Consider the following 24,931-nt stretch of genomic DNA (forward strand, 5'->3'; position numbering starts at 1 on the left):
GGGACCGGCCGCCGACGGATCAGGTCAGGTACTCGACGTCGTCGTACAGGATCGGCGCGTCCTCGGCGTCGGGATCCTCGACCGGGACGTCCTCGTGCTCGAGGATGACCGCGACGCCCGGGGAGACCAGCACGCAGACCTCCCGCTCGCCGGCGACCGTGAAGCTCACCATGTCGCCGCGGTTGCGCACGGCCTCGACCAGGCGCTTCTCGAGCTCCTCGGTGTCGAGGGAGACGGCGAGGAGGAAGCGGCGGCCGTCGATGCTGAGCGTGGTGCGCCGCATCGTCGCCTCGGGCTCGGGAGGCGTGCCGCGTCCGCCGCGGCCCGGCGTGACCGCCTTGACCCGCAGCGACGAGGCGTGCATCCGGATGACGGCGTTCACGAGCCCGCCTCCGGGCGCGACTCGTGGTGGCGGCGGCCGCCGGAGCGGCGGTCCTCCTTCATCTCGGACTCGAAGAGGTGGCGGCGTCCGCCTGCGAGCTCGTCGCGCGCGGCGCGCTCCTGCTCCCGGAACGCGGCGTAGTAGGTGTCGTCGTAGTCCTCGACGATCTGGAAGGTCCAGCGCCCCTCGATGACGTTGCGGCCGACGAGCTCGGCCTCGATCCGCTCGGCGGTCGCGGCGTGGCCGGCCTCGCGCAGCGCGTCGACGGCCTCGCCCAGAGCGAGGTCGGCCGCGCCGGTGAGCCGGTGGAAGCCGTAGAGCAGACCGCGGGCGTGCTCGACCGTCTCGAGCGCCTCCGAGAGCTTCCCGAGCGCCGCCACGGTGGCGTCGTCGAGACCCTCCGGGCGCAGGTGCGCGGAGTCGGGGTGGTCGTGTGAGCTGCTCATCCAGGTGAGCTTAGGCCGACCTAAATGCTCTGTGACCCCCTTGCGCCGCCGCCGGGAATGGTTCGTGCCCGGAGCGGCAGGGCGGTCAGGTGCACGTCGCGGAGCACTCCGTCGTCGGCGATGGCCGTCAGGAAGGTGCAGGCCGGCTGGCGCCTCCGATCCGTCGGGGAGCCCGGGTTGAGCAGGCGGAGACCCGCCGGGGAGACGGTGTCCCAGGGGATGTGGCTGTGCCCGAAGACGAGCACGTCGGCACCCGGATGGGCGGCGTCGGCGCGGGTCTCGCGGCCGGTCGCCGCTCCGGTCTCGTGCACCACGCGGACGTCGAGGCCGGCGACGCGGGCGCGCGCGACCTCGGGCAGGCGGGCGCGCAGCGGCTCCGGATCGTTGTTGCCCCACGCGGCCAGCAGGAGCGCCGCCCGCTCCTCCAGCGCGTCCAGTGTCGCCTCGTCGACCCAGTCGCCCGCGTGCACGACCAGGTCGGCCTCGTCGACCGCGCGCCACACCTCGTCCGGGAGGGCCTTCGCCCGCTTCGGGAGGTGCGTGTCGGCGAGCAGGAGGAGGCGGACCGGACCGTCGACCTCGGGTGGAGAGCCGTCGGGGCCGGGCTGGAGCAGGGGCATCAGCGGGCGGGGCCGGGCGTCGGCTCCACTCCGCCGTCGGCGCCGGGCTCGGTCGCGGTGCCGGAGCTGCGGAGGCGGGCGTCGAGCGCCTCGAGGTCGGCGGCGAACCAGAGGTGGTCGCCGCGGTTCGACTCGACGACGAAGGCCTGCAGCGCGCTCGACTCCGCCACCGGCCCGCTGACGTCGCCGAGGATCACCAGCCGCTTGCCGTACGAGACGAACTTCTGCACGAACTCGCCGGCGATGCCGGAGCGCAGGCGGACGAACTCGGGGTCGAGCCGGCCGACGGGCACCACGATCGTCTCGACGTCGCCGCCGTAGGTCTCGCCGATCAGCGCGATCGCGTCGTCCGGGGTCGAGAGCGCGCCTCCGTCGTCGTCGAGGAGCAGGAGGGGGACGCCCTGACGGGTCTCGGTTCTCATCGGGCCAGCCAATCACGTCGGCCGGGGAGAGGCGAGCAGTGCCGTCCGGGCCTCCGCTCGGGGCGTCCCCTCCTGCGCCGGTCGTGCTTGCGGGGACACGCCGATCAGGCGTCCGGACGGGCTGCCCGCACCGCCGCTACGAGCCCGGCAGCTCGACGCGGCGCTTGAAGCCCACGTGCGAGTCGACGAAGCCCAGGCGCAGGTAGAAGCGGTGGGCGTCGGTGCGGGCGGCGTCCGAGGTCAGCTGGACGAGCGGCGTGCGGAGCTCGATCGCAGCGACGTCCAGCACCCAGCGCATCAGGGCCGTGCCGATCCCCGCCGACCGCTCGGCGCTCGCCACCCGGACCGCTTCGACGAGCAGGCGGGAGCTGCCGCGGCGCGCCATCCCGGGGATCACGGTCAGCTGCAGCGTGCCCACCACGGCTCCGGTGCGGTCGATCGCGACCACGAGATCGTTGCCCGGGTCCTGCGCGATGCTCCGGAAGGCGGACTCGTAGGCGGCCCCGTCCTCCTCGGCGGCGACGTCTCCGCGCCCGGCGCTGATCGGGTCGTCGGAGAGGAGCCGGACGAGCGCGGGGAGGTCGTCGAGCACCGCGCGGCGGAGGAGGAGGCTCCTCTCCTCGGGGCCGGCGTCGCAGGGGAGGGTCAGGTCGGCGATCATGCCCTCATCCTCCCGCGGCCGCTCGCTGCTCCACCCCGCGAGCGGTGGTCGGAGGCGGGCAGGACGCGGCTGAGAGCGGCAGGGGGATCCTGGTGCCCGGTCCGCACGTCCACGCGCCGCGTCCCGCAGCCGACGCAGCGGACGTACACGACGACGCCCTCGCTGGTCCGGTGGGCCGACTCGGTCGTCCAGCCGTGCTCGTGCGGATCGACGGCGGGGGCGAGCGGCTCGGAGGGGTGCGGGGAGGGTGTGGAGGTGCGCATGGGAGCCACTGTGCTGTCATGGTCTTATGCAGCTCAACCCTTACGGCGAGTACGCGGTCCTGCTCGCCGCCTCCCTCGCGAACGACTGGCCGTCCGACCGCGAGGGCATCGAGGCTCGAACGCGCGAATACGGCATGACGATGGCCTTCGAGTCCGGCCCGGACGACCACGCCCGGACGCGCGACGTGATCGACGAGTGGCTGGAAGTGGTCGACGCGCCGACTCCGAGCGACCGGGCGACGTCGCTGAACCGCCAGATGGCCGCGATCGCCGCGTATCCGCGCCTGACCGACCACGACGACGAGGGCTGGCACCTGCACTACCGCGACCAGGACCAGTCCCTGGCGCACGTCCTCCACGCCGTCATCGCGGTGGGCACGGCGCTGCACCTGACGACCCGGGGGATGAGCCGCCTCCTGCGGTGCGAGGCCGGTCGGGCGCCGGGCGACCACTGCCGGAACGTCGTCGTCGACGTGACGCGGAACGGCCGGCAGCGGTACTGCTCCGTCCGCTGCGCGAACCGGGCCGCGGTCCGGCGGCACCGCCTGCGGCACGCGGAGTGAGTCCGCGCGGCCCCGTCACTCCGCCGCGTCGCCGCCCGGCTTCATCGAGAACGGGGAGTAGTGGTAGCCGTCGAGGTCGTCGAACTGGCGCTGGTACATGAAGGGGTAGTCGTCGGTGTCGCCGATCCGGCCTCCCGCGGCGGCGGCCCGCTCGACGAGCTCGTCGACGGCCGCGCGGCTGTCGAGGTCGAACGAGACGGTCACCTTCGAGGGGGTGCCGGGGGCGCCGATCAGCTCCTCGGTGGCGCCGACGCTCTCGTACATGGCGCGGCTCGCCAGCATGACGGACGTGTCGGGACCGATCGCGAAGCAGGAGACGTCCTCGCGGGACATCTCGGTGTTCAGGGTCCAGCCGAGCGCGGTGTAGAAGGCGGTGGCGCGCTCGACGTCGTCGACCGGGCAGGTGATGAAGAGGCTCATGCGCTCACCCTCGCCATCCGCGGGCGGGCCGTCAAGAGCTCCGCGAGGGAACTCCGGACGGCCCGCCGGGACTCAGCGGAACGACCGCAGCCGCAGGCTGTTCAGCACGACGAAGACGCTCGAGAACGCCATCGCGGCGCCGGCCACGAGCGGCCCCAGGAGTCCGGCCACCGCGAGCGGGATCGCGGCCACGTTGTAGGCGAAGGCCCAGAAGAGGTTGCCCCGGATGACCGCGAGGGTGCGGCGCCCGAGGCGCAGGGCGTCGGGCACTCGGCCGAGGTCGTCGCCGACGAGCGTGATGTCGCTCGCCTCGATCGCCGCGTCCGATCCGGCGCCCATCGCGATCCCCACGTCCGCGGCGGCCAGCGCGGCGGCGTCGTTCACACCGTCGCCGACGAAGGCGACGTGGCGGCCCTCCGCACGGAGGCGCTCGATCACGGCGAGCTTCTCCTCCGGCAGCACCTCGGCGACGACCTCGTCGATGCCGACGGCCGAGGCGACGGCCTGCGCCGCCCGCGGGTTGTCGCCGGTCAGCACCATCACCCGCAGGCCCCGCTCGCGCAGGGCGCGGACGGTGCGGGACGCCTCCGGCCTCGGCTCGTCGCGGAGGACCGCGAAGCCGCGAAGCGCCCCCTCCCAGCCGACGCCGACGACGGTGCCGCCCTCGGCGGTCGCTCGCTCGGCGCGCTCGGCGAGACCGCCCGGCGCGAAGCCCCACTGCTCCTCCAGCCAGCGCAGCCGGCCGGCGACGACCAGGCGGCCCTCGACCCGGGCGCGCACGCCGAACCCGGTGCTGGAGCGGAATCCGGTCGCCTCGGGGACGTCGAGGTGCGCGGCCCCGGCCACGATCGCTGCGGCGAGCGGATGCTCCGACCCGCGCTCGACGGCGGCGAGCATCCGCAGGCTCTCGTCGTCGCTGGACTCGACGACCTGGAAGGCGCCGGTGGTGAGCGTGCCGGTCTTGTCGAGCACGACCGTGTCGATCCGGCGCCCGGCCTCGAGCACCTCCGGCCCGCGGAGGAGGATCCCGAGCTGGGAGCCGCGGCCGGTGCCGACGAGGACGGCGGTCGGGGTGGCCAGGCCCAGCGCGCACGGGCAGGCGACGACGAGGACGGCGACGGCGGGAGAGACGGCGGCGGCGAGGTCGGCGCCGGCGATCAGCCAGCCGGCGAGGGTGGCCAGGGCGAGCACCACCACGACCGGCACGAAGACGGAGGAGACGCGGTCGGCGAGCCGCTGGATGCGCGCCTTGCCGGCCTGCGCGTCCGAGACGAGACGGCCCATCCGCGCGAGCGTGGTCTCGGAGCCGACGCGGTCGACGCGGACGGTGAGCAGGCCGTGGGCGTTGAGAACTCCGCCGGTCACGGTCGAGCCGGGGCCGACCTCGACCGGCACGCTCTCGCCGGTGAGCATGCTCGCGTCGATCGCGCTCGAGCCCTCGAGCACGGTGCCGTCGGCGGCGACGGTCTCGCCGGGGCGCACGCGGAGGACGTCGCCGACGGCGAGCGAGGACGCGGGCACGCGCTCCTCCTGTCCGTCGGCGGCGACGCGCACGGCGTCCTTCGCGCCGAGGCGGAGGAGCGCCCGGAGCGCCGCACCGGCGTCGCGCTTCGACCGCGCCTCCAGGTAGCGGCCGGCCAGCACGAGGACGGGGACGGCGGCGGCGACCTCGAGGTAGATCTCGTCGTGGCCGGAGCGGCTGCCCAGCAGCTCGAACGGCATGCTCATGCCGGGCCGCCCCGCGTCGCCGAGGAACAGAGCCCAGACCGACCAGGCGAAGGAGGCGCTGACACCGAGGCTGATCAGGGTGTCCATGGTGGTGGAGCCGTGCCGCAGCGCCCGCCAGGCGTTGCGGTGGAAGGGGAGCGCGCCCCAGACCGCGACCGGCGAGGCGAGGGCGAGGCACAGCCACTGCCAGTTCGCGAACTGCAGTGGCGGGATCATCGAGAACAGGACCACCGGTACGGCGAGCAGGGCGGAGACGCGGAGCCGGGTGCGCAGGGCGCGCCGCTCGCGGTCGTCGTCGCTCTGCTCCTCCTGCTCCTCCTGCTCCTCCGCGGGAGCCGCCTCGCCGGTGGAGGGGACCGTCGCGCTGTAGCCCGCGGCCTCGACGGCGGCGATCGCGTCGGCCGGAGTCGTGCCGGGCGGGAGGGTCAGCGTCGCGCGCTCGAGGGCGAGGTTGACGGTCGCGTGGACGCCGGGGAGCGCGTCGAGGCGCTTCTCGACCCGCGCGACGCAGGAGGCGCAGGTCATCCCTCCGATGGCGAGCTCGAGCGGGGTGCCGGTGGTCTCGGCCACGTCAGCTCAGGGGAGCGAGGCGGTAGCCCGCGTCGGCGACGGCGGCGGCGATCTCCTCGCGGCCGAGCGGCCGGGAGGAGCCGACCGTGACGGTCGAGACCCCGTCGGGGGCGAGGGACACGTCGACCGCCGAGACCTCGGGGTAGGCGGCGAGCTCCTCGGTGACGCTGCGGACGCAGTGCTCGCAGGTCATGCCCGCGACGCCGAAGCTCTGCACGGACGCGGCCGACAGGGAACCCTGCGCCGCGTGGCCGGCGTCGGAGCGGCCGGCGCCGCCGTGGCCGCCGCACGCGCAGGCGCCGCCTCCGCCGCAGCCGCACCCTCCCGTCGATCCGCTCGCGGTCAGGCCGAGGTCGATCCTGGTGCTCATGGGTCCTCCTGTGTGGTGCGTCCGGTCCGATCCGGTCGATCGGCCCGGTGGGCGTCCGGTCGGCACGCCGGTCGCGGCATACCCCCGGGGGGTACTCCATGGTAAGCCCGCCGGGCCCTCTCGGCAAGGCGGGAGGGCGGAGGAGGGATGATCTCAGGGGCGGCTCGGAGCCGCGCGAGGAGGGAGGGGCGCATGGATCCCGCATCGACGCCGCACTGGGGCGAGCCCCCGCCGCGCACGCCGCCGGCGGTCCCGCTGCCCCCGCGCACGCGGTTCGAGCCGACGGCGCTGCTCGCCGCGCCCCTGCCCGCCCCGGCCGCCGTCCGGGCCCGGGTCCGCCAGGCCGCCCCGGAGCGGCAGCGCCGGCTGGCGGCGCTCGCCGCGGTCACCGAGGGGTTCGCCGTCCTGCGCACTCCCGAGCTCGCCCGGGCGCTGCGCCGGATCGCGGCACCCGCCTCCGCCGCTCCGGCCGCCGCCGCCGCAGTGCTGGCCGTCGGCCGCGACGGACTCGAGCTCGCCGCCGAGCGCGCGGACGCCCTGCGCATCGCCGAGTGGGATCGGATCGTCTCGGTGGGCGTCGGCACCTCGCCCTCGGGTGCCCACCGGGTCCGCGCGCTGGTCCTGGCGGTCCTCGCGCCGCCGCCCGCCTCCGCCGTCCTGCGTGCGGCGAGGCGGCGCCCGCGCACCGTCCTCGTGCCCCTGGTCGTCGCCGCCCCGGCCGCCCTCGGCTGGCGCGTGGCCGACGACCGCACGTTCCTCCTCGCTCTCGACCGCCTCCAGCGCGCCCTCGAGGAGCGTGACCGGTGAAGGCGCGGTTCCGCTTCGCCCTCGCGGCCGTCGCCGTGCTCGGCCTGGGCCTGGCGCTGCGGTTCGTGCTCACTGGGCTGCTCGCCGACCTCGCCGGCGGAGTGGCCTACGTCGTCCTGGTGGCGCTGCTGATCGCGGTGCTCCTGCCGCGCATCCCGGGCGTGACGGCTGCCGGGATCGCGCTGGCCTGGTCGATCGCGATGGAGCAGCTGCAGGCGATCGGAGTCGCAGCGCGCCTGGTCGAGCTGTGGGCGCCGCTCCGCCTCGTCGTCGGCACCACCTTCTCCTGGCTCGACATCGCGGCCTACGTCCTCGGCGCGGTCGTCGCCGCGGCCGTGCACCTCGCCGTCGCTCCGCGCGAGCAGTCCGCCTGACGGGAGTCCGCGCCCCCCGTCTTCTGTTCGCCCGTCGGCCGGGCTGCCGCGGGGCGTCCCGGCGTCCGCCGAGGCGCCGGCCTCGCCCACCGGACCGCCGAGGTGTTCGTGCGCTCCCCGAGGCGCCGCCGTCCCCGCGGTGCCTCGCCGGCGGACGCGGTGTCTCGCCGCAGGAGCGACGCCGACCGGAGGAGCGACGCCGACCGCCGGAGCGGCGCGGTCCCTCCGCCCCCGCGCCCCTGATTAGGGTGAAGCCATGAGCGAGCCGGCACTCCCCGAGACGACGGCCCCGCGGGCCTCGGCCCCGCACGACCACCGCCGCGACCGGCGCATCCCCGAGCCCGTCGACCGGTTCGCCACCGGCGAGGAGTACCCCGAGTACCGCGTCGACCTGGAGCGGATCCGCTTCTCGCCCTACTTCGCCCGCCTCTCCGCGGTGACCCAGGTCATCTCGCCCTCGGGCGTCGGCCAGGTCGTGCACAACCGGCTCACGCACTCGATCAAGGTCACCGCGGTCGCCCGCGCGATCGCGATGCAGCTGACCACCACCGATCCCGCCCAGCGCGAGCTGGTCGAGCGGCTCGGCGGCTGCGACCCGGTGGTCGTGCAGGCCGCGGCCAGCGCGCACGACCTCGGCCACCCTCCGTTCGGCCACCTCGGCGAGCAGGCGCTCGACCGCCTCGCGCGCGAGCGGCTGGGGCTCGCGGAGGGCTTCGAGGGCAACGCGCAGTCGTTCCGGATCCTCTCCGAGCTCGACGTCTGCGAGACGGTGGAGGTGGGGCTGAACCTCACCGCCGCCTCCCGAGCCGCCGTGCTCAAGTACCCGTGGGGGCGGACGGTCCACCGCCCCGGCATCGACTCCGCCGACCCGACCGAGCTGCCCCGCGGCTCGACCGCCAGCCGGTGGGAGACCGCTCCGCCGAAGTTCTCGGCGTACACCCTCGACCTCGACGACCTGCTCGACGCCCGCTCCGGCTTCGCCGCGATCGCCCCCTGGCAGCAGACCCTCGAGTGCTCGGTGATGGACGTCGCCGACGACATCGCCTACTCGCTGCACGACCTCGACGACTTCTACCGCGCGGGAGTGCTGCAGCAGGCGGCCGTCGCCGTGGAGTTCCGCGCGTTCCTCCGCGAGCAGAACGCGCTCGCCGCCCTCGACGCCGAGGAGCTGTGGGCGCGCGCCCCCGGGCACTCGCTCGAGATGCTCCGCCGGAGGCTCGTGGCCCGCGACCCGTGGATCGCGAGCGACGAGCACTTCCGCGCCTCCGTGGAGCGGGTGTCGACCGAGCTGGTCGAGGGGCTCCTCGCGCTCCCGTTCGACGGATCGACGCGCACCGAGCGCGCGATCGAGGCCTTCGTCTCCTCCTGGATCGGCCGCCTGCAGCGCTCCGTGGTGGTGCTCGCCGAGCCGAACGTGCGCTCGGGCCACCTCTCCCTCCTCCCCGACGCCTGGCACGACGTGGCCGTGCTGAAGTTCGTGCACACCCGCTTCGTGATCGACCGGCCGGACTTCGCCACCTACCAGCGCGGCCAGTCGCAGGTGCTCGAGACGCTGGTGACCCACCTCGACGCCTGGCTCGAGGATCCGCGCGACGGCTCGCGAGCCCCGCAGAAGCTGCTCGACCTGATCGAGCTCGCGACCGACGGCTACTTCCGCCTGCGCGCCGACCACCCCGACTGGCTCCCGTCGGACGAGCGCGGCCGGCCGACCTCCGACCCGGCCGCGCTGCAGCGGCTCGGCCGGGGGCGCGGTGTGGTCGACTACGTCGCGACCCTGACCGACGAGCAGGCGATGGCGCTCGCCGCCCGCCTCCGCGGCGATCGCGAGCCGTGGGCGATGGGGACCTGACGCCCCGGCGGGTGGGTTGACACCGCGCGTCGCGTGTGGCCTCGGCGGCTCCTCGCCCGTCGTTCCGGGGGAGGAGCCCCCGCCCGGCCGCCGAGGACGCGTTCCGCGACCGCCCAGCGGGCGTCCAGGAAGCGCAGCCTGAACGACAGCGTAAAATCACGGAGGCACATGCCAGGATCGACAACTCGACAGGGAGTTCCGTTGGACGGAAACGCAACGACCACGCACCGCAACGTCGCATTGCTGTCCGTCGCGACCACGCTGGCTCCGCGCGTGACCACCTCGGCCGAGATCGAGGCGCGGCTCGCTCCGGCGCTCAAGCGCCTGCGGCTCCCCACCGGGCTCCTCCAGCGCGTCGCCGGAGTGCACGAGCGCCGCAACTGGGGCACCGAGCAGGGCTTCGACGGAGCGGCGATCGACGCGGGCAAGCGCGCTCTCGCCGAGGCCGGCGTCCGCGCCGACCAGATCGGCCTGATCATCAACACGTCGGTGACCCGCAAGCACCTCGAGCCCTCGGTCGCCGTGCGCCTGCACCACGGGCTCGGCCTGCCCTCGTCGGCCATCAACTTCGACATCGCGAACGCGTGCCTCGGCTTCGTCAACGGCATGACCCTCGCCGCGCAGCTGATCGACTCCGGCCAGATCCGCTACGCGCTCATCATCGACGGCGAGGACGCCGACGAGATCCAGGTCAACACCATCGAGCGCCTGAGCCGCGAGGGCGTCAAGCGCAAGGACTTCATGAGCGAGTTCGCGAGCCTGACCCTCGGCTCCGGCGCCGCCGCGGCCGTCCTCGGCCCGGCCGACGAGCACCCCAAGGGCCACCGCATCCTCGGCGGCATCACCCGCGCGGCCACGCAGTTCAACGAGCTCTGCGTCGGCAGCGTCGACGGCATGTTCACGGACGCGAAGGCGCTGCTCAAGGGCGGCATGGAGCTCGTCCTCTCGGCGTGGAAGGAGGCCACCCGCGACTGGAACTGGAGCGGGATGGACCGCTACATCACGCACCAGGTGTCGGACGTGCACACCGACGCCCTGGTGAAGGCGGTCGGCATCGACCGCAGCCGCGTCCCCACGACCTACCCCACCCTCGGCAACGTCGGCCCGGCGTCGATCCCGATCACCCTGGCCCAGGAGGCCGAGACCCTGCAGCCGGGCAACCGGGTGCTGCTCATCGGAGTGGGCTCGGGCATCAACACCGCGATGCTCGAGATCGCCTGGTGACCGCGCCCCACCCGGCCGAGCGGATCCGCGGAGCGCTCGGCTCCACGGCCGCCGCGCAGCTGCCCCCGGCCGGGCTCGACGGGCTCGATCCCGCGTGGTCGCGCCTCGTCGACGCTCCGGACGCCCAGGGCGTGCCGCGCCGCTGGCACCTGCTCGACACGGGCGAGGCCCTCGGCACGGAGCCCGTCGGCACCGTCCTCTGCGTGCACGGCAACCCCACCTGGTCCTACCTCTGGCGCCGCCTCGCGGCCGCCACGCTCGAGTCGGCCCGCAGCGGAGGCCCCGCCTGGCGGGTGGTCGCTGTCGACCAGCTCGAGATGGGCTTCTCCGAGCGGACCGGCGCCCTGCACACGCTCGCCGACCGCGTGCGCGAGCTCTCCAACCTCACCGACGTGCTCGGCCTCGACGACGTGGTCACCCTCGGCCACGACTGGGGCGGAGTCGTCTCGCTGGGCTGGGCGGTCGACCACCCGGAGCAGCTGCGCGCCACGATGCTCCTGAACACCGCGATCCACCAGAGCGCCGACGAGCCGATCCCGGCCCCGCTCCGGCTCGCGCTCGCCTCGGGTGTGCTCGGCGCCTCGACGGTCGGCACGCCGGCCTTCCTCGAGACGACCCTCGCGCTGGGGCACCCGGCGCTGCCCTCCGCGGTGAAGGAGGGGTACCGCGCGCCCTACCGGTCCGCGTCGCGCCGCGGCGGAGTGGGCGGCTTCGTCGCCGACATCCCGGTCGACTCCGCCCACCCGAGCGACCCGGAGCTGCAGCGCATCGCCGAGGGCGTCAGCGCCCTGACGACGCCGGCCCTGATGCTCTGGGGCCCGCTGGACCCGATCTTCTCCGACCGCTACCTCGACGACCTCGTCGACCGCCTCCCGCACGCGCAGGTCCACCGCTACGAGGGAGCGGGCCACCTGGTGGCCGAGGACGTCGACTACTCGTCCGCCGTCCTCACCTGGCTGGGCGACCTCTCCGACGGCGAGGAGCCGTTCGGCGGCGACCCCGCCCCCGACGTCCGCCGCCCGACCGCGCCGGTCGAGCCGCTCTGGGCGCACCTCGACCGCAACGCGCAGGACGACTCGCTCGCCCTGGTCGAGATGGCGCCTCCCGGAGGCGGCGGGCCCCGCTCGGTCTCGTGGCGCCTGCTCTCGCAGCGGGTCCGCGAGCTCGCCGCCGGGCTCCGCGCCTCCGGCGTCTCCCCGGGCGACCGCGTCTCGCTCCTCGTGCCGCCCGGTGCCGACCTGACGGCGCTGCTCTACGCGTGCCTGCGCATCGGAGCCGTCGTGGTCGTCGCCGACGCGGGCCTGGGCCTGCGCGGTCTCACCCGCGCGGTCCGCGGTGCCTGGCCGGATCTGGTGGTCGGCGCCCTGCCCGGCCTCACCGTCGCGCGGGCCCTCCGCTGGCCCGGCGGCCGGGTCTCGACGCAGACCCTGCCCCGCGCCTCCGCTTCGGCCCTCGGGGTCGACACCTCGCTCGGGCAGCTGATCGAGCTCGGCCGCGCCGAGCTGGCCGCCGACCCGGAGGCGCTGGGCGAGGCGCCCGCCGCCGACGCCGTGGCCGCGATCCTGTTCACCTCCGGCTCGACCGGCCCCGCCAAGGGCGTCGTCTACACGCACCGCCAGCTCGCCGGCGTCCGCGACGCGCTCGCCCGCCAGTACGGGATCGGACCGGGCACAGGGCTCGTCGCGGGCTTCGCGCCGTTCGCTCTGCTGGGCCCCGCGCTGGGCACGCGCTCCGCGACTCCGGACATGGACGTCACCGCGCCCCGGACGCTCACCGCGGCCGCCGTCGCCGCGGCCGCCGCCCGGGTCGACGCGACCGTGCTGTTCCTCTCGCCGGCCGCACTGGCCAACGTCGTGGCCACCGCCGGCGCGCTCGACACTGACGACCACCGCGCCCTCGCCGGCGTGCGCACCTTCCTCTCGGCCGGCGCCCCCGTCTCGGCGGGACTGCTCGGCGAGGCGCAGGCGCTCATGCCGAACGCCTCCGCTCGCACTCCCTACGGCATGACCGAGGGGCTGCTGCTCACCGACGCGTCGCTGGAGGGCATCCGCGAGGCCGCGTCCGACGACGATCCGCGCGGAGGCGTCTGCGTGGGCGTGCCCGCCGCGGGCGTCCGGCTGCGGATCGCCCCGCTCGACGCCGACGGCCGCGCCGCGGACGAGCCGGAGGAGATCACCGGCACGACCGGCGAGATCGTCGTCTCGGCCGGTCACGTCGAGGACCACTACGAGCGCCTCTGGCTCACCGACCGTGCCGCCCGCGTCGGCGCCGTCCCGGGTGAGCGCTGGCACCGCACCGGGGACGTCGGGCGGATCGACTCCGCCGGCCGCCTCTGGGTCGAGGGCAGGGTGCCGCACGTTGTCGTCACGCCCGACGGTGTGGTCACGCCGGTCGGACCGGAGCAGCGGATCGAGGCGCGCGTCGCCTCGGTCGCCCGCGCCGCGATCGTCGGAGCCGGCCCGCGCGGAGTCGCGCAGCTGGTCACCGTGGTCGAGCTGCGCTCGGGCGCGCGCCGCGTGGTGCTGGCCGAGGAGGCCCTCGCCGCCGAGGTGCGCGCGGCCGTCGACCGGCCCGTCGCCGCGGTGCTGGTCGTCCCGGCGCTGCCCACCGACATCCGCCACAACTCCAAGATCGACCGGGCCGCGCTCTCGCGCTGGGCCGAGGGCGTGCTCGCCGGCGGCCGGATGGTGGCGCCGTGAGGGTCCTGGTCACCGGCGCGAGCGGCCTGCTCGGCGGTGCGGTGGCCGCGGGCCTCGTCGCCCAGGGGCACGAGGTCCGCACCTTCCAGCGCCGGCCCTCCGGGGTCGCGGGCGTCGAGGAGGCGCGTGGCTCGCTGACGGATCCGCGCGCGGTCGAGGAGGCCGTCGACGCGGCCGAGGGCGTCGTCCACCTCGCCGCGAAGGTCTCGCTCGCCGGCGATCCGGGCGACTTCGACCGTGTGAACATCGACGGCACCCGGCGTCTGCTCGCCGCCGCCGCCCGCGCCGGCGTGAGCCGCTTCGTCCAGATCTCGTCGCCCTCCGTCGCCCACTCCGGCTCCTCGATCACCGGCGACGACGCCGAACCCGCCGATCCGGACCGGGCCCGCGGCGACTACGCGCGCACCAAGGCCCGCGCCGAGCTGCTGGCCCTCGCTGCCGACGCCCCCGGCTTCGCGGTGGTCGCCGTGCGCCCGCACCTGGTCTGGGGTCCGGGCGACACCCAGCTCGTCGCCCGCATCGTCGAGCGGGCGCGCGCCGGCCGTCTGCCGCTCCTCGGGCACGGCCAGGCGCTGATCGACTCCACCTACATCGACAACGCCGCCTCGGCGATCGTCGCCGCTCTCGGGCGGGCGGAGGAGGTGCACGGCCGCTCCTACGTCGTCACCAACGGCGAGCCGCGCCCGGTCGCCGAGCTGCTCGCCGGGATCTGCCGCGCCTCGGGCGTCGAGCCGCCGCGCTGGTCCGTCCCCGCCTCCGTCGCCCGCGCCGCGGGCTCGCTCGTCGAGCGCGTGTGGGCCGTGCGGCCCGGCGCCGACGAGCCGCCGATGACCCGCTTCCTCGCCGAGCAGCTCTCGACCGCGCACTGGTTCGACCAGCGCCGCACGCGCGCCGATCTGCAGTGGAGCCCTTCGGTCACCCTCGACGAGGGACTGGCCCGTCTGTCCGCCGCCCGCTGAGGCGCCGGCTCCCGAGACAGAGGGACGGACGGGACCCCGTCGCCGAGGCGAGGGGTCCCGTCCGTCCGGGGGCTCCCGCGACGGATCGCGGGAGGGGAGCCGAGGTCAGTCGGCGAGGATGAGATACAGCGCGCGACGGGTCTCGTCGAGCTTAGCGGACGCGGCGGCGCGCTGCGCCTCGGTCGCTCCGCGGAACTGCTGCACGACGCCCATCAGCTTGCCGACGTTCTCCATGAAGGCGCGATCGGCGTCGCTCGCGCCGGGAGTGGCCTCCCAGGCCGCGTCGAGCTCGTCGGCGTGCTCGCGCACGTAGGTGCCGCCCGCGTCCGTGAGCTGGTACTCGGTGCCGCGGCCCTCGCCGACGGCCGTGATGAGGCCCTCGTCGACGAGCTGCTGGAGGGTGGGGTAGACGGAGCCGGGGCTGGGACGCCACGATCCGTTCGTCTTCTCGGCGATGGCCTTGATCAGGCCGTAGCCGTTCGAGGACTTCTCGGAGAGGAGGGAGAGGAGGGCCGCGCGGACGTCACCGCGTCGGGCGCGTCCTCCGCCGCGGCCGAAGGGGCCGCCGAAGCCGGGGCCGAAGCCCGGGCCGAAGCCGAAGCCGGGCCCGAAGCCGCGGCCGTGACCGCCGGGTCCGCGGCGCTGTCCGCGGCCGGGGTGCTCGTGGCGGGAGGAGTGGTCGCCGTCGCAGGAGTCGCGGCGGTCGTCGGAGAAGAAGGTCCTGGAGTTCATGGGTGTGCTGCTCTCTGTCGTGAGGGGATCCCTTTCGATCGGATCCGGTCGCCCGTCGGGAGCGGCTGCTCCCGATCTGTCGGCGATGGAGTAACGATATATCGGTGACGGATCGGATGTCAACACCTGAATTGCCCGTAGCCTGGGAGCTCCCCGTCGATCGAGAGGTCCCGCATGCCGCGTCCCGACTCCGAGCTCGAGGCGTACCTCGACTCCTCCCTCCTCGCCGGGGACGTCCTCACCGGCCGCGCGAGCAACCTCGGCAACCTGCGCGGCCTCGCCGCCCGCGAGCCCGCGCACCTCTACGGGGTGGACGTGGCCGAGGACTGGACGTTCGAGAGACTGCTCGCGCTGATGGGGGAGCGCGTGGGGATCAGCACCGACCCCTCCTTCGAGAGCGGGCAGGACCGGATCGACGCCCGCCTGACGGTCGCGGGGCTCGCCCGCTACCGCGACCGGTTCGCCGCCGCTGTCCGCGAGGGGGCGCTCCTCCTGTTCGCCACCGCGCACCCGGCGACCCTGATGGACGTCTACCGCCGCTTCGCTGCTGCCGCGACGGAACGGGGCGCTCGCGTGATCGACGTGAACGCGTTCCCGTTCGCCGCCCCCGACGGGATCCGCGTGCCTCTCGCGGACGAGCACCAGGCCCTGTGGTGCACCGGCGGGGTCACCTGCGTCTACCGCGGGGGAGGGCTGCAGCACACGCACTCGCCGGAGCCGATGGACGCGCTGCTCGACCGCCTCGACGAGCTCGGCATCCGCCCCGACCTGGTCGTCGCCGACCACGGCTTCGCGGGCGCCGCCGGTCGGCGGGGGCTGCCGGTCATCGCGATCGCCGACTGCAACGACCCGGCGGTGTTCGTCGCCGAGGCGCAGGGCTCGATCGAGGTGGTCGTCCCGATCGACGACGGGCTGGCCGTCCACCTCTACGAGCCGGTGATCGACTTCGTCCTCCGCGCTCTCTCGGAGCCCGCGCGCACCTGACGGCTCGTAGAATCGCCTTCGGCTCGTCGCGATCCCGGATCCGACGGGCCGACCGTTCTCCCGAGTCCCCGCACTCGCCACCACTGCAGACGGAGCATCCGTGACCCAGCCCCACGACGGCCTCCTCCCGCGCTTCGCAGTCGGCGTCGACATCGGGGGGACGTCGATCAAGGCGTCCCTCGTCGACGTCACCACCGGCGAGCGGGCGGCTCGGCGCTTCGCGGTCGCGAACCCGCTGGGCAAGGAGCCCGAGGACTTCGCCGAGGCGATCGCCGGAATCGTCCGGGACGTCTCGCCGATCGCGGGCACGCCCGTGGGCGTCGGCTTCCCCGGGATCGTCCGCGGCGGCGTCGTCCGCCAGACCACCCACGTCTCGCAGCGCTGGGTCGGGCTCGACGCGCAGGCCCTCCTCTCGGAGGCGACCGGGGTCGACGTCGTCGTCGTCAACGACGCGGACGCGGCAGGGGTCGCCGAGCGCGAGTTCGGCGCGATGCGCGGACGCGAGGGCCTCCTCCTGCTGACCACCCTCGGCACCGGCATCGGGACGGCGCTCGTCCACGAGGGCGTGGTGATCCCCAACTCCGAGCTCGGGCACCTGCACATCGACGGTCCCGACTTCGAGCCGCAGGTCGGCTTCTCGGCCGTCCGCCGCGAGGGCATCACCCTCGAGGAGTGGGCGGGTCGCCTCAGCGTCTACTACCGGCACCTCGAGATGCTGCTCTCGCCGCAGCTGTTCGTGATCGGCGGCGCGGCGGCGCACGTCTTCGACGAGTTCGCCCGCTTCCTCGACATCGGCACCGAGATCGTCCCCGCCCGCTTCGGCAACGACGCCGGATTCACGGGCGCCGCGATGGTCGCCGTCTCGCCCGACCGCCTCGCTCCCTGGTACCGCTCCACTCGCGGCGCCCGCCTCGACCCCGGGGCGCCCGCCATCGCCGACTGACCCCCTCCCTGCATCGAGGGAGCCCCGACCCGTCGAGGTAATCCGGCGGAGCGGGGTCCCTCGACGGTCCGGGGTTCCCTCAGCGGGCCGACAGGCCGCGGTAGACGGCGTCCAGCCGGGCGGCGGCGGCCGGCCAGGAGTGGGCGGCCGCCCAGTCGACGCCGCCGCGGCCGAGTCGCGCCAGCTCGCCGGGCGAGCCCAGCAGGGTCAGGATCGCCTCGGCCCACGCCGCGGGGGAGTCGGAGTCGAGCAGCACGCCGCTCCCGCCGTCGCGCACCGCGTCCACCAGGCCGGTCGTCCTGCGCGCGAGTACCGGAGTGCCGCTGCCGGCCGCCTCGAGCGCGATGAGCCCGAAGGTCTCGGCCGCCGAGGGCACGAGCGCCAGCTGCGCGCTCCGGAGCCGCTCCGCCACCCGGTCGCGGTCGGCGGCCCCCTCGATCAGCACGCGGTCTCCCAGCGGAGCCGCCGCGGCGCGCACCGCGTCGAGGTACGACTCCCGGCCCGGTGCCGCCCCGCCCACCAGCCGCAGCACCGGCCGCTCCGCCGGCGCGATTCTCGCGAGCGCCTCGACCGCCAGCAGCTGGCCCTTGAGCGGCTGCACCCGGCCGACCAGGACGACTCCGGAGCGCTCGCCGCCGCCCGGGCGGAACCGCGCGTCGACTCCGGGCGGCACCACGACGACCCGGTCCGGATCCGCGCCGTACCCGCTGACGACGTCCTCCCGCTCCGAGGCGCCCGCCACCACGATCGCGTCGGCGGAGGCGAGCACGGAGCGCTCCGCGTCGATCCGCTGCTGCGGCTCCGCGACGTCGCCCGGGGCGAGCCGGGCGTTCTTCGCGAGCGAGCCCGAGTGCATCGAGTGCACGTGCGGCCTGCCGGTGAGTGCCCCCGCGAGGCCCGACACCCAGTAGTGCGAGTGCACGACGTCGGCTCCCTCCGCGGCGCGCGCGAACTCCGGCGCCGCGGCCGCCAGCGCGTACTTGTCGCCCGCAGGCACCGGCACGCCGACCACCCGCACACCCGGCGCGAGCATCCGGACGCCCTCGCCGCGGGTCAGCACCTCGATCTCCCAGCCGAGCGCCGCCAGCTCCGGTAGCACCGCCGCGAGGTACACGTTCATCCCGCCCGCGTCGCCCGTCGACGGCTGCTCGAGCGGGGAGGTGTGCGCCGAGACGACGGCCAGACGGGGCATCCCTCCATCGTAGGGACGGCCGTGCGTCCTCCACGGATCCCGGCCCGCGGCTCGCAGCGCCTCCGGAATCGGGTTGAATAGACGGATGCGCTCGTTCGAGCGCGGAGAGCGTGAGGTCCATGGCCCGCCAGAGTCCCCCCGGTGAGGTGCTGCCGTCGGCCGCACCCGGGCCGGTGACCGCCGGCCACGAGCCCTTCTCCGAGCAGGACATCCGCGCCCTCGTCGGAACCGCCGCCGTCGAGAAGGGCACCGCGTACGCGGACGAGGGCCGCGTGCGCGAGCTGCAGTGGTTCGGCGGCCGCACCCGCCTCTTCGGCCAGGTCCGCGGATCCGGGCGCTCGCCGTACGCCGTGAGCGTGCAGCTCCGCGACGAGGGCGAGCACTGGGCCCTCCTCGGCGGCGCCTGCAGCTGCCCGGTCAAGCACGAGTGCAAGCACGTCGCCGCCGTCCTGATCGAGGCCCTGCGCCGCGAGCGCGAGGGCGGAGTGGCCGGTCCCTTCCCGGGCGAGGCCGCTGTCGACGCCGTCCCGGAGTGGCGCAGCGCGCTCGCCCCGCTCCTCGCCGGCGCGGAGCGCTCGCACACCGGCATCCCGCTCGGCCTGCAGTTCGAGCTGCTGCCCGGCGAGCCCGTGCGTCGCCCGCCCGGCCGCTACAACTCCTACCGGCCGCCGCCCGAGCCGCGCCCGCGCCTGGGCGTGCGCCCGGTGCGGATGGGCGACCGCGACCGCTGGGTCCGCACCGGCACCAGCTGGCGCGACCTCGGCTACCTGCACTACAGCCACGACTACGACGAGCGCCAGATCGACGTGATCCGCGAGATGCAGGGCCTGCTCTCCGGGCACAGCGCCTCCAGCTACTACTCGCCCGACACCTGGCTCTACCTCGACCAGTGCCGGAGCGAGGCGATCTGGGCGGCCCTGCACGGCGCCGTCCGCGCGGGCATCGGCCTGGTGATGGGCGACCGCGACCAGACGCCGCTGAAGATCCTCGACACGACGGCCACCGCCTCCATCGACGTCACGCGCACCGCCGCCGGCCTCGAGCTGCGCTCGCTCGTCGCGATCGGCGACCACCCGGCGCCCGAGGAGTTCGGCTTCATCGGCGACCCGGCCGTCGGCCTCTACACGTGGGAGGGCGGCGACGAGATGCGCGCCCGCCCGGTCACGCTCATCCCGTTCGCCGCGCCGCTGCTGTCCTCCGCGCGCACGTTCCTCTGGAGCCGCGAGGCCATCCGCATCCCGGTGGCCGAGGAGTCGGCGTTCCTCACCGAGCACTACCAGCGGCTGCACCGGCTGTTCGACATCGTCTCCCGCGACGGCTCCTTCGAGGCGCCGGCGGTGCCCGAGCCGCGCCTCGGCCTCACCCTCGAGCACACCGACGGCGCGGGCCTGCGCGGCTCGTGGTGGTGGCGCTACGGAGTGGAGGGGGCGCGCGGCGGCGTGGACGCCGAGCGGCTCCCGCTGCGGGTCGGCGAGGACGCGGGCTACCGCGACCCCGAGGCCGAGCAGCGGATCCTCGACTCCCTCGTCGGAGCGGGTCTCGACCCGGAGTCGACGCCCGCCCTGGTGTCCCCGTCGAGCAGGCGCCTGCGTCCCACCTTCGACCTGCGCGGCATGCAGACCGTCGGCTTCCTCACCGGCGAGGTCGAGCGGCTCCGCGAGCTCGGCACCGTCGAGATCGAGGAGATCGGCGAGCGCGTCGAGTACCGCGAGGCGCAGACCGCGCCCGTGGTCGCCGTGCAGACCGTCGCCCAGCCCGACAGCCGCGACTGGTTCAACCTCGAGATCTCCGTCACCGTCAACGACGAGGCGGTCCCGCTGGCCGAGATCTTCCTCGCGCTCGCCCGCGGCGACGAGTACATGGTGCTGCCGAGCGGCGTCTACTTCGCCCTCGACGACGAGCGGTTCGGCCGCCTCCGCGAGCTGATCGCCGAGGCCCGCGAGCTCTCGGACGACCCCGGCGAGACCCTGCGGATCAGCCGGTTCCAGTCCTCCCTCTGGGACGAGCTGGTCGAGCTGGGCGTCGTGGAGGCCCAGGCCGCCGCGTGGCGCCGCTCCGTGGAGGGGCTCTCCGGCTTCACCGCGACCGGTGCGCTGGAGTCGCGGGTCCTGCCCGAGGGCTTCGCCGTGGAGCTGCGGCCCTACCAGCAGCTCGGCTACGACTGGCTCTCGTTCCTCTACGACAACCAGCTCGGCGGCGTGCTCGCCGACGACATGGGCCTGGGCAAGACCGTGCAGTCCCTCGCCCTGGTCACCCGGGTGATGCAAGAGCAGCGCGCCGCGGCCGCGGAGGCGGGCACCTCGCCGCGCCCGTTCCTCGTCGTCGCGCCCACCAGCGTGGTGCCCAACTGGGTCGGCGAGGCCAAGCGCTTCGCCCCGGACCTCCGCGTCGTCGGGATCGACGAGACGTCGAAGAAGAAGCGGAAGGCGCTCTCCAGCGTCATCGGCGAGGCCGAGCTGGTCGTCACCTCCTACGCCCTGTTCCGGCTCGACTACGAGTCGTACTCGGGCATCCAGTGGTCGGGGCTCCTCCTCGACGAGGCGCAGTTCGTCAAGAACCGCCAGTCGGCGACGCACCAGCTCGCGCGCCGGCTCGACGTGCCCTTCAAGCTCGCCATCACGGGAACGCCGATGGAGAACAACGTGATGGAGCTCTGGTCGCTGCTGTCGATCGTCGCTCCGGGCCTGTTCCCCTCGCCCGCCGGGTTCGTCGAGTTCTACCAGAAGCCGATCGAGCGCGAGGCCGACAGTGAGAAGCTCTCGCAGCTGCGGCGGCGCATCCGCCCGCTGATGCTGCGGCGCACCAAGGAGCTCGTCGCCAAGGAGCTGCCGCCCAAGCAGGAGCAGACCCTCGAGGTCGAGCTCGGCCCGAAGCAGCGGAAGGTCTACGACACGTACCTGGCGCGGGAGCGGCAGCGCGTGCTGGGCCTGATCGGCGACTTCGAGAAGAACCGCTTCGCGATCTTCCGCGCGCTGACCGTGCTGCGCCAGGTCGCGCTTGACGCGGCACTGGTCGACGAGGCGCACGAGAGCGTGCCCTCCACCAAGCTCGACCTGCTCGACGAGCTGCTGGGCGACGCACTCGGCGAGGGGCACCGCGTGCTGGTGTTCAGCCAGTTCACGCGGTTCCTCGGCCGGGTCCGCGGGCGGCTGGACGCGGCGGGCATCGAGTACGCCTACCTCGACGGAGCGACGAAGAAGCGCGACGAGGTCATCGAGCGGTTCCGCTCGGGCGCGGCGGGCGTGTTCCTGATCTCGCTCAAGGCCGGCGGCTTCGGGCTCAACCTCACCGAGGCCGACTACTGCATCCTGCTCGACCCGTGGTGGAACCCCGCCACCGAGTCGCAGGCGGTCGACCGCGCGCACCGCATCGGCCAGACCCGCTCGGTCATGGTCTACCGCCTGGTCGCGAAGGACACGATCGAGGAGAAGGTGATGGCCCTCAAGGAGGCGAAGGCCGCGCTCTTCGCCGCGGTCATGTCGGACGACGGCGCGGCGGCCACCGGCGGGATCACCGCCGAGGACGTGCGCGAGCTGCTGGGCTGAGCGCCGCCGCTACTCGCGCACCTGCTCCAGCAGGGTCGTGACGGCGGCGCGGGTGTCGGCGGCGAGCCGTCCGAGGCGGTGCGCGGCACGGATCGACACCGGCCGGTACGGGTGCACGAGCCGCCGGGCCGCCGTGCAGGGCAGCGCGAACGCCGCGACGACGCCCGCGTCGATCCCGTCGAGTCCGCCGTCGTCCCGGCCGAAGACGAGCTCCCGGCCCTCGCGCGCGAGAGCCTCCGGCAGGTCGGCCTCGCCGATCGGGAGGCGCAGCACGGCGAGCAGGCCGGCCGCCTGCACCCGGCGCGGCAGCGGGCGTCCGAGGCGTCCCGCCGCGTGCACCGTGAAGAAGTCGGCCTGCCGCTCGAGGATGCCCGTGACCGTCTCGGCGAGGCGCTCCATCTCGGGGTGCAGCGAGAGCCGGGCGAGCCGGCGGTAGCCGTGCACCGCGACCCGGGCGTCCACCGCGAGGGCCAGCGCGACGGGGCCGGCGAGGGAGGCCGCGGCGCGGTCGAGGAGCGGGCGCGACCTCACCGTCGGCTCCGGCGGGCGGATGTCGATGCCGCGGATCTGCGGCGAGGCCGCGAGCACGTCGCCCAGGGCGTCGGCGATCCGGTGCCGCTCGGCGGCCCAGACGGACGCGAACGCGCGGACCTGCTCGTCGGGGTGGGCGCGCGCGAGGGGGAGCACCCGGGCCACGGTGGCGTGCTCGATCGCCCGCAGGTACGCGGTGGCGACGATGGCCTCGCGGTCCAGCGGCACCTCCTCGAACTCGCGCACCGAGAAGTGCTCGCGCAGGGCGCCGTGCGCGCTGCGGTGGTGGTCCTCGAGGTCGAACGGTTCCGCGATGCCCACGTCGTGCTCCTCCGCTAGTCCGGTCCCTCCATCCTGGGCCCCCGGTGCGAGAGGCGGAAGAGCACGCGCCCATCCCTGGGACACTGGGAGCCGGTCGTCAGGCGGCCGGGGGAGCGGGGCGGGATGAGCGGGGCCCGGACCTCGGCGATCGGCGCCGTCCTCCTCGCCGCCGTCTGCTTCGGCACGACGGGGACCGCCCAGGCCCTCGGAGCGGCGGGCGTGGATCCGCTCCTCCTCGGGGCGGCGCGCATCGTCCTCGGCGGCGCCCTGCTGGCCGCTCTCCTCGGCGTGGAGGCTCTGCGCCGGCGGAGCCGCTCCCGCCCGACCCGCGCCGTCGTGCTGCTCGTCGTGCTCGGAGCGGTCGGCGTCGCCGCGTACCAGCCCGCCTTCTTCACCGGCACCGCGCAGAACGGCGTCGCGGTCGGAACGATCGTCGCCCTCGGCTCCGCTCCCGCCTTCACCGGCCTGCTGGAGTGGCTCGTCCTGCGGACGACGCCGAGCCCGCGCTGGTTCGCCTCGACTGCGCTCGCCGCGGTCGGCGTGGTGCTCCTCAGCGGAGGCGGATCCGGCGGCGTGACACTCCCCGGCCTCGCCGCGTCGGCCGGCGCCGGCGCCTCCTACGCGCTCTACGCCGTCTGCAGCAAGCTGCTGCTCGAGCGCGGGCTCAGCCCCGTCGCCGCCATGGGAGCCCAGTTCGGAGCCGCGGCGCTGCTCGCGCTCCCGTTCCTGCTGCTGGGCGATCCGTCGCGGCTCTCCGGCTCGATCCCGGCCGTGCTCTGGCTCGGAGTGGTGACGGTCGCCGTGGCCTACACCTTCTTCGCGCGCGGCCTGCGAGCGCTTCCCGCGGCGACCGTCTCGACGCTCACCCTCCTGGTGCCGGCGACCGCGACCCTCCTCGGCGTGGCGGTGCTGGGCGAGCGGCTGACCGCGGGAGCCGTCCTGGGCGTCGCGGTGCTGGTGGCGGCGGTGCTGCTGCTGGCGGTGCGGGGGCGCCGCCGTTCCGGTGCGCGGACAGAGGCGCCGGCGCGCTCCGCGGAGTAGCGTCGAGTCCCACCGACCCGACGACGAGGCGGAGCGCATGACCAACCCGTGGCTGGCCCGCCCTGGCAGCGGTCGGCGGCGCGCGCTGGTCGAGGAGTCGTGGGAGCGCGCACGGCGGCGGCGCCTCGATCCGGACCGGCTGACGGCACCGCTCTCGTTCTCGGGAGACGACCTCCGCGAGTACCGCACCGGGCATCCGCTCGCCTCGGTCCTCCCTGTCATCCGCCGCCTGCTGGTGCGCGACGCCGACGAGGACAGCGGCGTGCTCGTCGCGGTGGGCGACGCGCTCGGGCGGCTGCTCTGGATCGACGGGGACCAGCACCTCAAGAGCCTCGCCGAGGGGATGTCGTTCGTCGAGGGCGCGGCGTGGGCCGAGCCCGACGTCGGGACGTCCGCGCCGGGGACGGCCCTCGTGCTCGATCACGGCGTGCAGATCCACGGCGCCGAGCACTTCGCCTCGCTCGTGCACCCGTGGAGCTGCACCGCCGTCCCCGTGCACGACCCCGAGACGCACGAGATCCTCGGAGTGATCGACATCACCGGTGGCGCCGACGTCGTCGCCCCGCAGACCCTCCCGCTGATGGAGGCGACCGCCGCCGCCGTCGAGAGCGAGCTGATGGTGCAGCGGCTCCTCCGCCCGCGGCGGCCCGCTGCACGGAGCACGGCGGCGGCCCGGGCGCCGAGCCTGCGGGTCCTCGGGCGCGAGACGGGCCTGGTGACGGCCGCCGGAGCGACGCTCGAGCTCAGCACCCGGCACGCCGAGATCCTGACCCTGCTCGCCTGGCACCGGGCCGGGCTCTCGGCCGAGCAGCTCGCCCTCCTGCTCCACGGCCGGGACGACGCGGTGGTCACCGTCCGCGCCGAGATGGTGCGGCTGCGCCGCGCGCTCGAGCCGACCCTCCCGCGCCTGGTGCCCCTCTCGCGCCCCTACCGCCTGGCGAGCCCGGTCGACCTCGACGCCCGCCAGGTGCTGGGCCTGCTCGACCGCGGCTCCCACCGCCTCGCCCTGGACGCCTACCGGGGCGCGCCGCTGCCCTCGTCCGAGGCGCCGGGGATCCGGGCGATCGCCGGCGAGCTGCGCCTGCGGGTGCGGGCGAGCGTCCTCGCCGATGCGGCGCCCGCGACCCTCCTCGCCTGGGCGGAGGGCCCTGACGGCCGCGACGACGCGGAGGTGTGGCGGGAGCTCCTGCGCGTCCTCCCGCCCCGCTCGCCCCGCCGTGCCGGTGTCGCCGCCCACCTCGAGACGATCGAGGCGGAGCAGCGCTGAGCCGTCCCGTCCGCTCCT

At 75.0% G+C, this 24,931-nt stretch carries 24 protein-coding genes; 12 read left to right on the forward strand and 12 right to left on the reverse strand.

The window, feature by feature from the left end:
* Positions 1 to 19: 19 nt before the first annotated feature.
* The 6 genes from C5C35_RS01495 to C5C35_RS01520 form a co-directional block, all read right to left on the reverse strand.
* Positions 20 to 382, reverse strand: a complete 363-nt coding sequence (locus C5C35_RS01495) for a hypothetical protein (RefSeq protein ID WP_104224172.1) — start codon at positions 380 to 382, stop codon at positions 20 to 22.
* Complete coding sequence (locus C5C35_RS01500; protein WP_104224173.1) at positions 379 to 828, reverse strand: hypothetical protein; 450 nt, start codon at positions 826 to 828, stop codon at positions 379 to 381. Before C5C35_RS01500 ends, C5C35_RS01495 begins: the two co-directional genes overlap by 4 nt.
* Positions 829 to 848: 20 nt before the next feature.
* The gene (locus C5C35_RS01505) at positions 849 to 1,448 is read right to left on the reverse strand and encodes a metallophosphoesterase (protein ID WP_104262382.1); all 600 of its coding nucleotides are present in this window, start codon (positions 1,446 to 1,448) and stop codon (positions 849 to 851) included.
* Positions 1,448 to 1,870 (reverse strand): DUF4180 domain-containing protein, encoded by a 423-nt coding sequence (locus C5C35_RS01510; RefSeq protein ID WP_104262383.1) that lies wholly within the window; start codon positions 1,868 to 1,870, stop codon positions 1,448 to 1,450. Before C5C35_RS01510 ends, C5C35_RS01505 begins: the two co-directional genes overlap by 1 nt.
* A gap of 136 nt (positions 1,871 to 2,006) precedes the next feature.
* Entirely contained in the window at positions 2,007 to 2,531 is a 525-nt protein-coding gene (locus tag C5C35_RS01515; RefSeq protein WP_104262384.1) for a GNAT family N-acetyltransferase, read from the reverse strand.
* A complete protein-coding gene (locus tag C5C35_RS01520; protein ID WP_104247006.1) occupies positions 2,528 to 2,794 on the reverse strand; it encodes a hypothetical protein in 267 nt (88 codons plus the stop codon). Before C5C35_RS01520 ends, C5C35_RS01515 begins: the two co-directional genes overlap by 4 nt.
* A gap of 26 nt (positions 2,795 to 2,820) precedes the next feature.
* Here C5C35_RS01520 and C5C35_RS01525 point away from each other — a divergent pair, with 26 nt between their 5' ends.
* A complete protein-coding gene (locus tag C5C35_RS01525; protein ID WP_104262385.1) occupies positions 2,821 to 3,357 on the forward strand; it encodes a CGNR zinc finger domain-containing protein in 537 nt (178 codons plus the stop codon).
* A 15-nt stretch (positions 3,358 to 3,372) separates the two neighbouring features.
* Here C5C35_RS01525 and C5C35_RS01530 read toward each other — a convergent pair whose 3' ends face one another.
* The 3 genes from C5C35_RS01530 to C5C35_RS17165 form a co-directional block, all read right to left on the reverse strand.
* Positions 3,373 to 3,777, reverse strand: a complete 405-nt coding sequence (locus C5C35_RS01530; protein ID WP_104247008.1) for a VOC family protein — start codon at positions 3,775 to 3,777, stop codon at positions 3,373 to 3,375.
* Between the two features lie 72 nt (positions 3,778 to 3,849).
* A complete protein-coding gene (locus C5C35_RS01535; RefSeq protein WP_258068953.1) occupies positions 3,850 to 6,075 on the reverse strand; it encodes a cation-translocating P-type ATPase in 2,226 nt (741 codons plus the stop codon).
* Position 6,076: 1 nt separating this feature from the next.
* On the reverse strand, positions 6,077 to 6,445 hold the full coding sequence (locus C5C35_RS17165) for a heavy-metal-associated domain-containing protein (protein ID WP_104233449.1): 369 nt from the start codon (positions 6,443 to 6,445) through the stop codon (positions 6,077 to 6,079).
* Positions 6,446 to 6,637: 192 nt separating this feature from the next.
* Here C5C35_RS17165 and C5C35_RS01545 point away from each other — a divergent pair, with 192 nt between their 5' ends.
* The 6 genes from C5C35_RS01545 (at position 6,638) to C5C35_RS01570 (ending at position 14,357) form a co-directional block, all read left to right on the forward strand.
* Complete coding sequence (locus C5C35_RS01545) at positions 6,638 to 7,252, forward strand: hypothetical protein (RefSeq protein ID WP_104262386.1); 615 nt, start codon at positions 6,638 to 6,640, stop codon at positions 7,250 to 7,252.
* Positions 7,249 to 7,626 carry a DUF2809 domain-containing protein gene (locus C5C35_RS01550; protein ID WP_104262387.1) on the forward strand — a complete coding sequence of 126 codons (378 nt, stop codon included), beginning with the start codon at positions 7,249 to 7,251 and terminating at the stop codon, positions 7,624 to 7,626. Before C5C35_RS01545 ends, C5C35_RS01550 begins: the two co-directional genes overlap by 4 nt.
* A 256-nt stretch (positions 7,627 to 7,882) precedes the next feature.
* A complete protein-coding gene (locus C5C35_RS01555; RefSeq protein ID WP_104224182.1) occupies positions 7,883 to 9,475 on the forward strand; it encodes a deoxyguanosinetriphosphate triphosphohydrolase family protein in 1,593 nt (530 codons plus the stop codon).
* 168 nt (positions 9,476 to 9,643) lie between these two features.
* Positions 9,644 to 10,699, forward strand: a complete 1,056-nt coding sequence (locus C5C35_RS01560; protein ID WP_104225938.1) for a 3-oxoacyl-ACP synthase III — start codon at positions 9,644 to 9,646, stop codon at positions 10,697 to 10,699.
* Positions 10,696 to 13,398 (forward strand): alpha/beta fold hydrolase, encoded by a 2,703-nt coding sequence (locus C5C35_RS01565; RefSeq protein ID WP_258068954.1) that lies wholly within the window; start codon positions 10,696 to 10,698, stop codon positions 13,396 to 13,398. The genes C5C35_RS01560 and C5C35_RS01565 overlap by 4 nt, the downstream gene beginning before the upstream one ends.
* Entirely contained in the window at positions 13,395 to 14,357 is a 963-nt protein-coding gene (locus tag C5C35_RS01570) for an NAD(P)-dependent oxidoreductase (protein WP_104224184.1), read from the forward strand. The genes C5C35_RS01565 and C5C35_RS01570 overlap by 4 nt, the downstream gene beginning before the upstream one ends.
* 105 nt (positions 14,358 to 14,462) lie before the next feature.
* Here C5C35_RS01570 and C5C35_RS01575 read toward each other — a convergent pair whose 3' ends face one another.
* Positions 14,463 to 15,089: a PadR family transcriptional regulator gene (locus C5C35_RS01575; protein WP_104224185.1), complete on the reverse strand. Its 627-nt coding sequence runs from the start codon at positions 15,087 to 15,089 to the stop codon at positions 14,463 to 14,465.
* 174 nt (positions 15,090 to 15,263) lie between these two features.
* Here C5C35_RS01575 and C5C35_RS01580 point away from each other — a divergent pair, with 174 nt between their 5' ends.
* On the forward strand, positions 15,264 to 16,073 hold the full coding sequence (locus tag C5C35_RS01580; protein ID WP_104262388.1) for a phosphatase: 810 nt from the start codon (positions 15,264 to 15,266) through the stop codon (positions 16,071 to 16,073).
* Between the two features lie 100 nt (positions 16,074 to 16,173).
* Entirely contained in the window at positions 16,174 to 17,016 is an 843-nt protein-coding gene (locus tag C5C35_RS01585) for an ROK family protein (RefSeq protein WP_244229583.1), read from the forward strand.
* 79 nt (positions 17,017 to 17,095) lie between these two features.
* Here the strand turns inward: C5C35_RS01585 and C5C35_RS01590 are convergent, their stop codons facing one another.
* A complete protein-coding gene (locus C5C35_RS01590) occupies positions 17,096 to 18,208 on the reverse strand; it encodes a glycosyltransferase (protein WP_104262389.1) in 1,113 nt (370 codons plus the stop codon).
* Positions 18,209 to 18,327: 119 nt separating this feature from the next.
* Between C5C35_RS01590 and C5C35_RS01595 the strand changes: the two genes are divergently transcribed.
* Entirely contained in the window at positions 18,328 to 21,753 is a 3,426-nt protein-coding gene (locus C5C35_RS01595; RefSeq protein WP_104262390.1) for a DEAD/DEAH box helicase, read from the forward strand.
* 9 nt (positions 21,754 to 21,762) lie between these two features.
* Here the strand turns inward: C5C35_RS01595 and C5C35_RS01600 are convergent, their stop codons facing one another.
* On the reverse strand, positions 21,763 to 22,605 hold the full coding sequence (locus C5C35_RS01600; RefSeq protein ID WP_104225933.1) for a hypothetical protein: 843 nt from the start codon (positions 22,603 to 22,605) through the stop codon (positions 21,763 to 21,765).
* 123 nt (positions 22,606 to 22,728) lie between these two features.
* Here C5C35_RS01600 and C5C35_RS01605 point away from each other — a divergent pair, with 123 nt between their 5' ends.
* Together C5C35_RS01605 and C5C35_RS01610 are read left to right on the forward strand one after the other, a co-directional pair.
* A complete protein-coding gene (locus C5C35_RS01605) occupies positions 22,729 to 23,646 on the forward strand; it encodes a DMT family transporter (RefSeq protein ID WP_104262391.1) in 918 nt (305 codons plus the stop codon).
* Positions 23,647 to 23,683: 37 nt separating this feature from the next.
* On the forward strand, positions 23,684 to 24,913 hold the full coding sequence (locus C5C35_RS01610; protein ID WP_104224191.1) for a GAF domain-containing protein: 1,230 nt from the start codon (positions 23,684 to 23,686) through the stop codon (positions 24,911 to 24,913).
* Positions 24,914 to 24,931 lie beyond the last annotated feature (18 nt).

This window comes from Rathayibacter sp. AY1F8 (genome assembly GCF_002932165.1).
Classification (GTDB): domain Bacteria; phylum Actinomycetota; class Actinomycetes; order Actinomycetales; family Microbacteriaceae; genus Rathayibacter.

What these genes read in the sequence shown, in the direction of transcription:
- C5C35_RS01500 (WP_104224173.1), bottom strand. Translation starts at nt 828, where the DNA reads ATGAGCAGCTCACACGACCACCCCGACTCCGCGCACCTGCGCCCGGAG.
- C5C35_RS01505 (WP_104262382.1), bottom strand. Translation starts at nt 1,448, where the DNA reads ATGCCCCTGCTCCAGCCCGGCCCCGACGGCTCTCCACCCGAGGTCGAC.
- C5C35_RS01510 (WP_104262383.1), bottom strand. Translation starts at nt 1,870, where the DNA reads ATGAGAACCGAGACCCGTCAGGGCGTCCCCCTCCTGCTCCTCGACGAC.
- C5C35_RS01515 (WP_104262384.1), bottom strand. Translation starts at nt 2,531, where the DNA reads ATGATCGCCGACCTGACCCTCCCCTGCGACGCCGGCCCCGAGGAGAGG.
- C5C35_RS01520 (WP_104247006.1), bottom strand. Translation starts at nt 2,794, where the DNA reads ATGCGCACCTCCACACCCTCCCCGCACCCCTCCGAGCCGCTCGCCCCC.
- C5C35_RS01525 (WP_104262385.1), top strand. Translation starts at nt 2,821, where the DNA reads ATGCAGCTCAACCCTTACGGCGAGTACGCGGTCCTGCTCGCCGCCTCC.
- C5C35_RS01530 (WP_104247008.1), bottom strand. Translation starts at nt 3,777, where the DNA reads ATGAGCCTCTTCATCACCTGCCCGGTCGACGACGTCGAGCGCGCCACC.
- C5C35_RS17165 (WP_104233449.1), bottom strand. Translation starts at nt 6,445, where the DNA reads ATGAGCACCAGGATCGACCTCGGCCTGACCGCGAGCGGATCGACGGGA.
- C5C35_RS01545 (WP_104262386.1), top strand. Translation starts at nt 6,638, where the DNA reads ATGGATCCCGCATCGACGCCGCACTGGGGCGAGCCCCCGCCGCGCACG.
- C5C35_RS01555 (WP_104224182.1), top strand. Translation starts at nt 7,883, where the DNA reads ATGAGCGAGCCGGCACTCCCCGAGACGACGGCCCCGCGGGCCTCGGCC.
- C5C35_RS01560 (WP_104225938.1), top strand. Translation starts at nt 9,644, where the DNA reads ATGCCAGGATCGACAACTCGACAGGGAGTTCCGTTGGACGGAAACGCA.
- C5C35_RS01575 (WP_104224185.1), bottom strand. Translation starts at nt 15,089, where the DNA reads ATGAACTCCAGGACCTTCTTCTCCGACGACCGCCGCGACTCCTGCGAC.
- C5C35_RS01580 (WP_104262388.1), top strand. Translation starts at nt 15,264, where the DNA reads ATGCCGCGTCCCGACTCCGAGCTCGAGGCGTACCTCGACTCCTCCCTC.
- C5C35_RS01590 (WP_104262389.1), bottom strand. Translation starts at nt 18,208, where the DNA reads ATGCCCCGTCTGGCCGTCGTCTCGGCGCACACCTCCCCGCTCGAGCAG.
- C5C35_RS01595 (WP_104262390.1), top strand. Translation starts at nt 18,328, where the DNA reads ATGGCCCGCCAGAGTCCCCCCGGTGAGGTGCTGCCGTCGGCCGCACCC.
- C5C35_RS01605 (WP_104262391.1), top strand. Translation starts at nt 22,729, where the DNA reads ATGAGCGGGGCCCGGACCTCGGCGATCGGCGCCGTCCTCCTCGCCGCC.
- C5C35_RS01610 (WP_104224191.1), top strand. Translation starts at nt 23,684, where the DNA reads ATGACCAACCCGTGGCTGGCCCGCCCTGGCAGCGGTCGGCGGCGCGCG.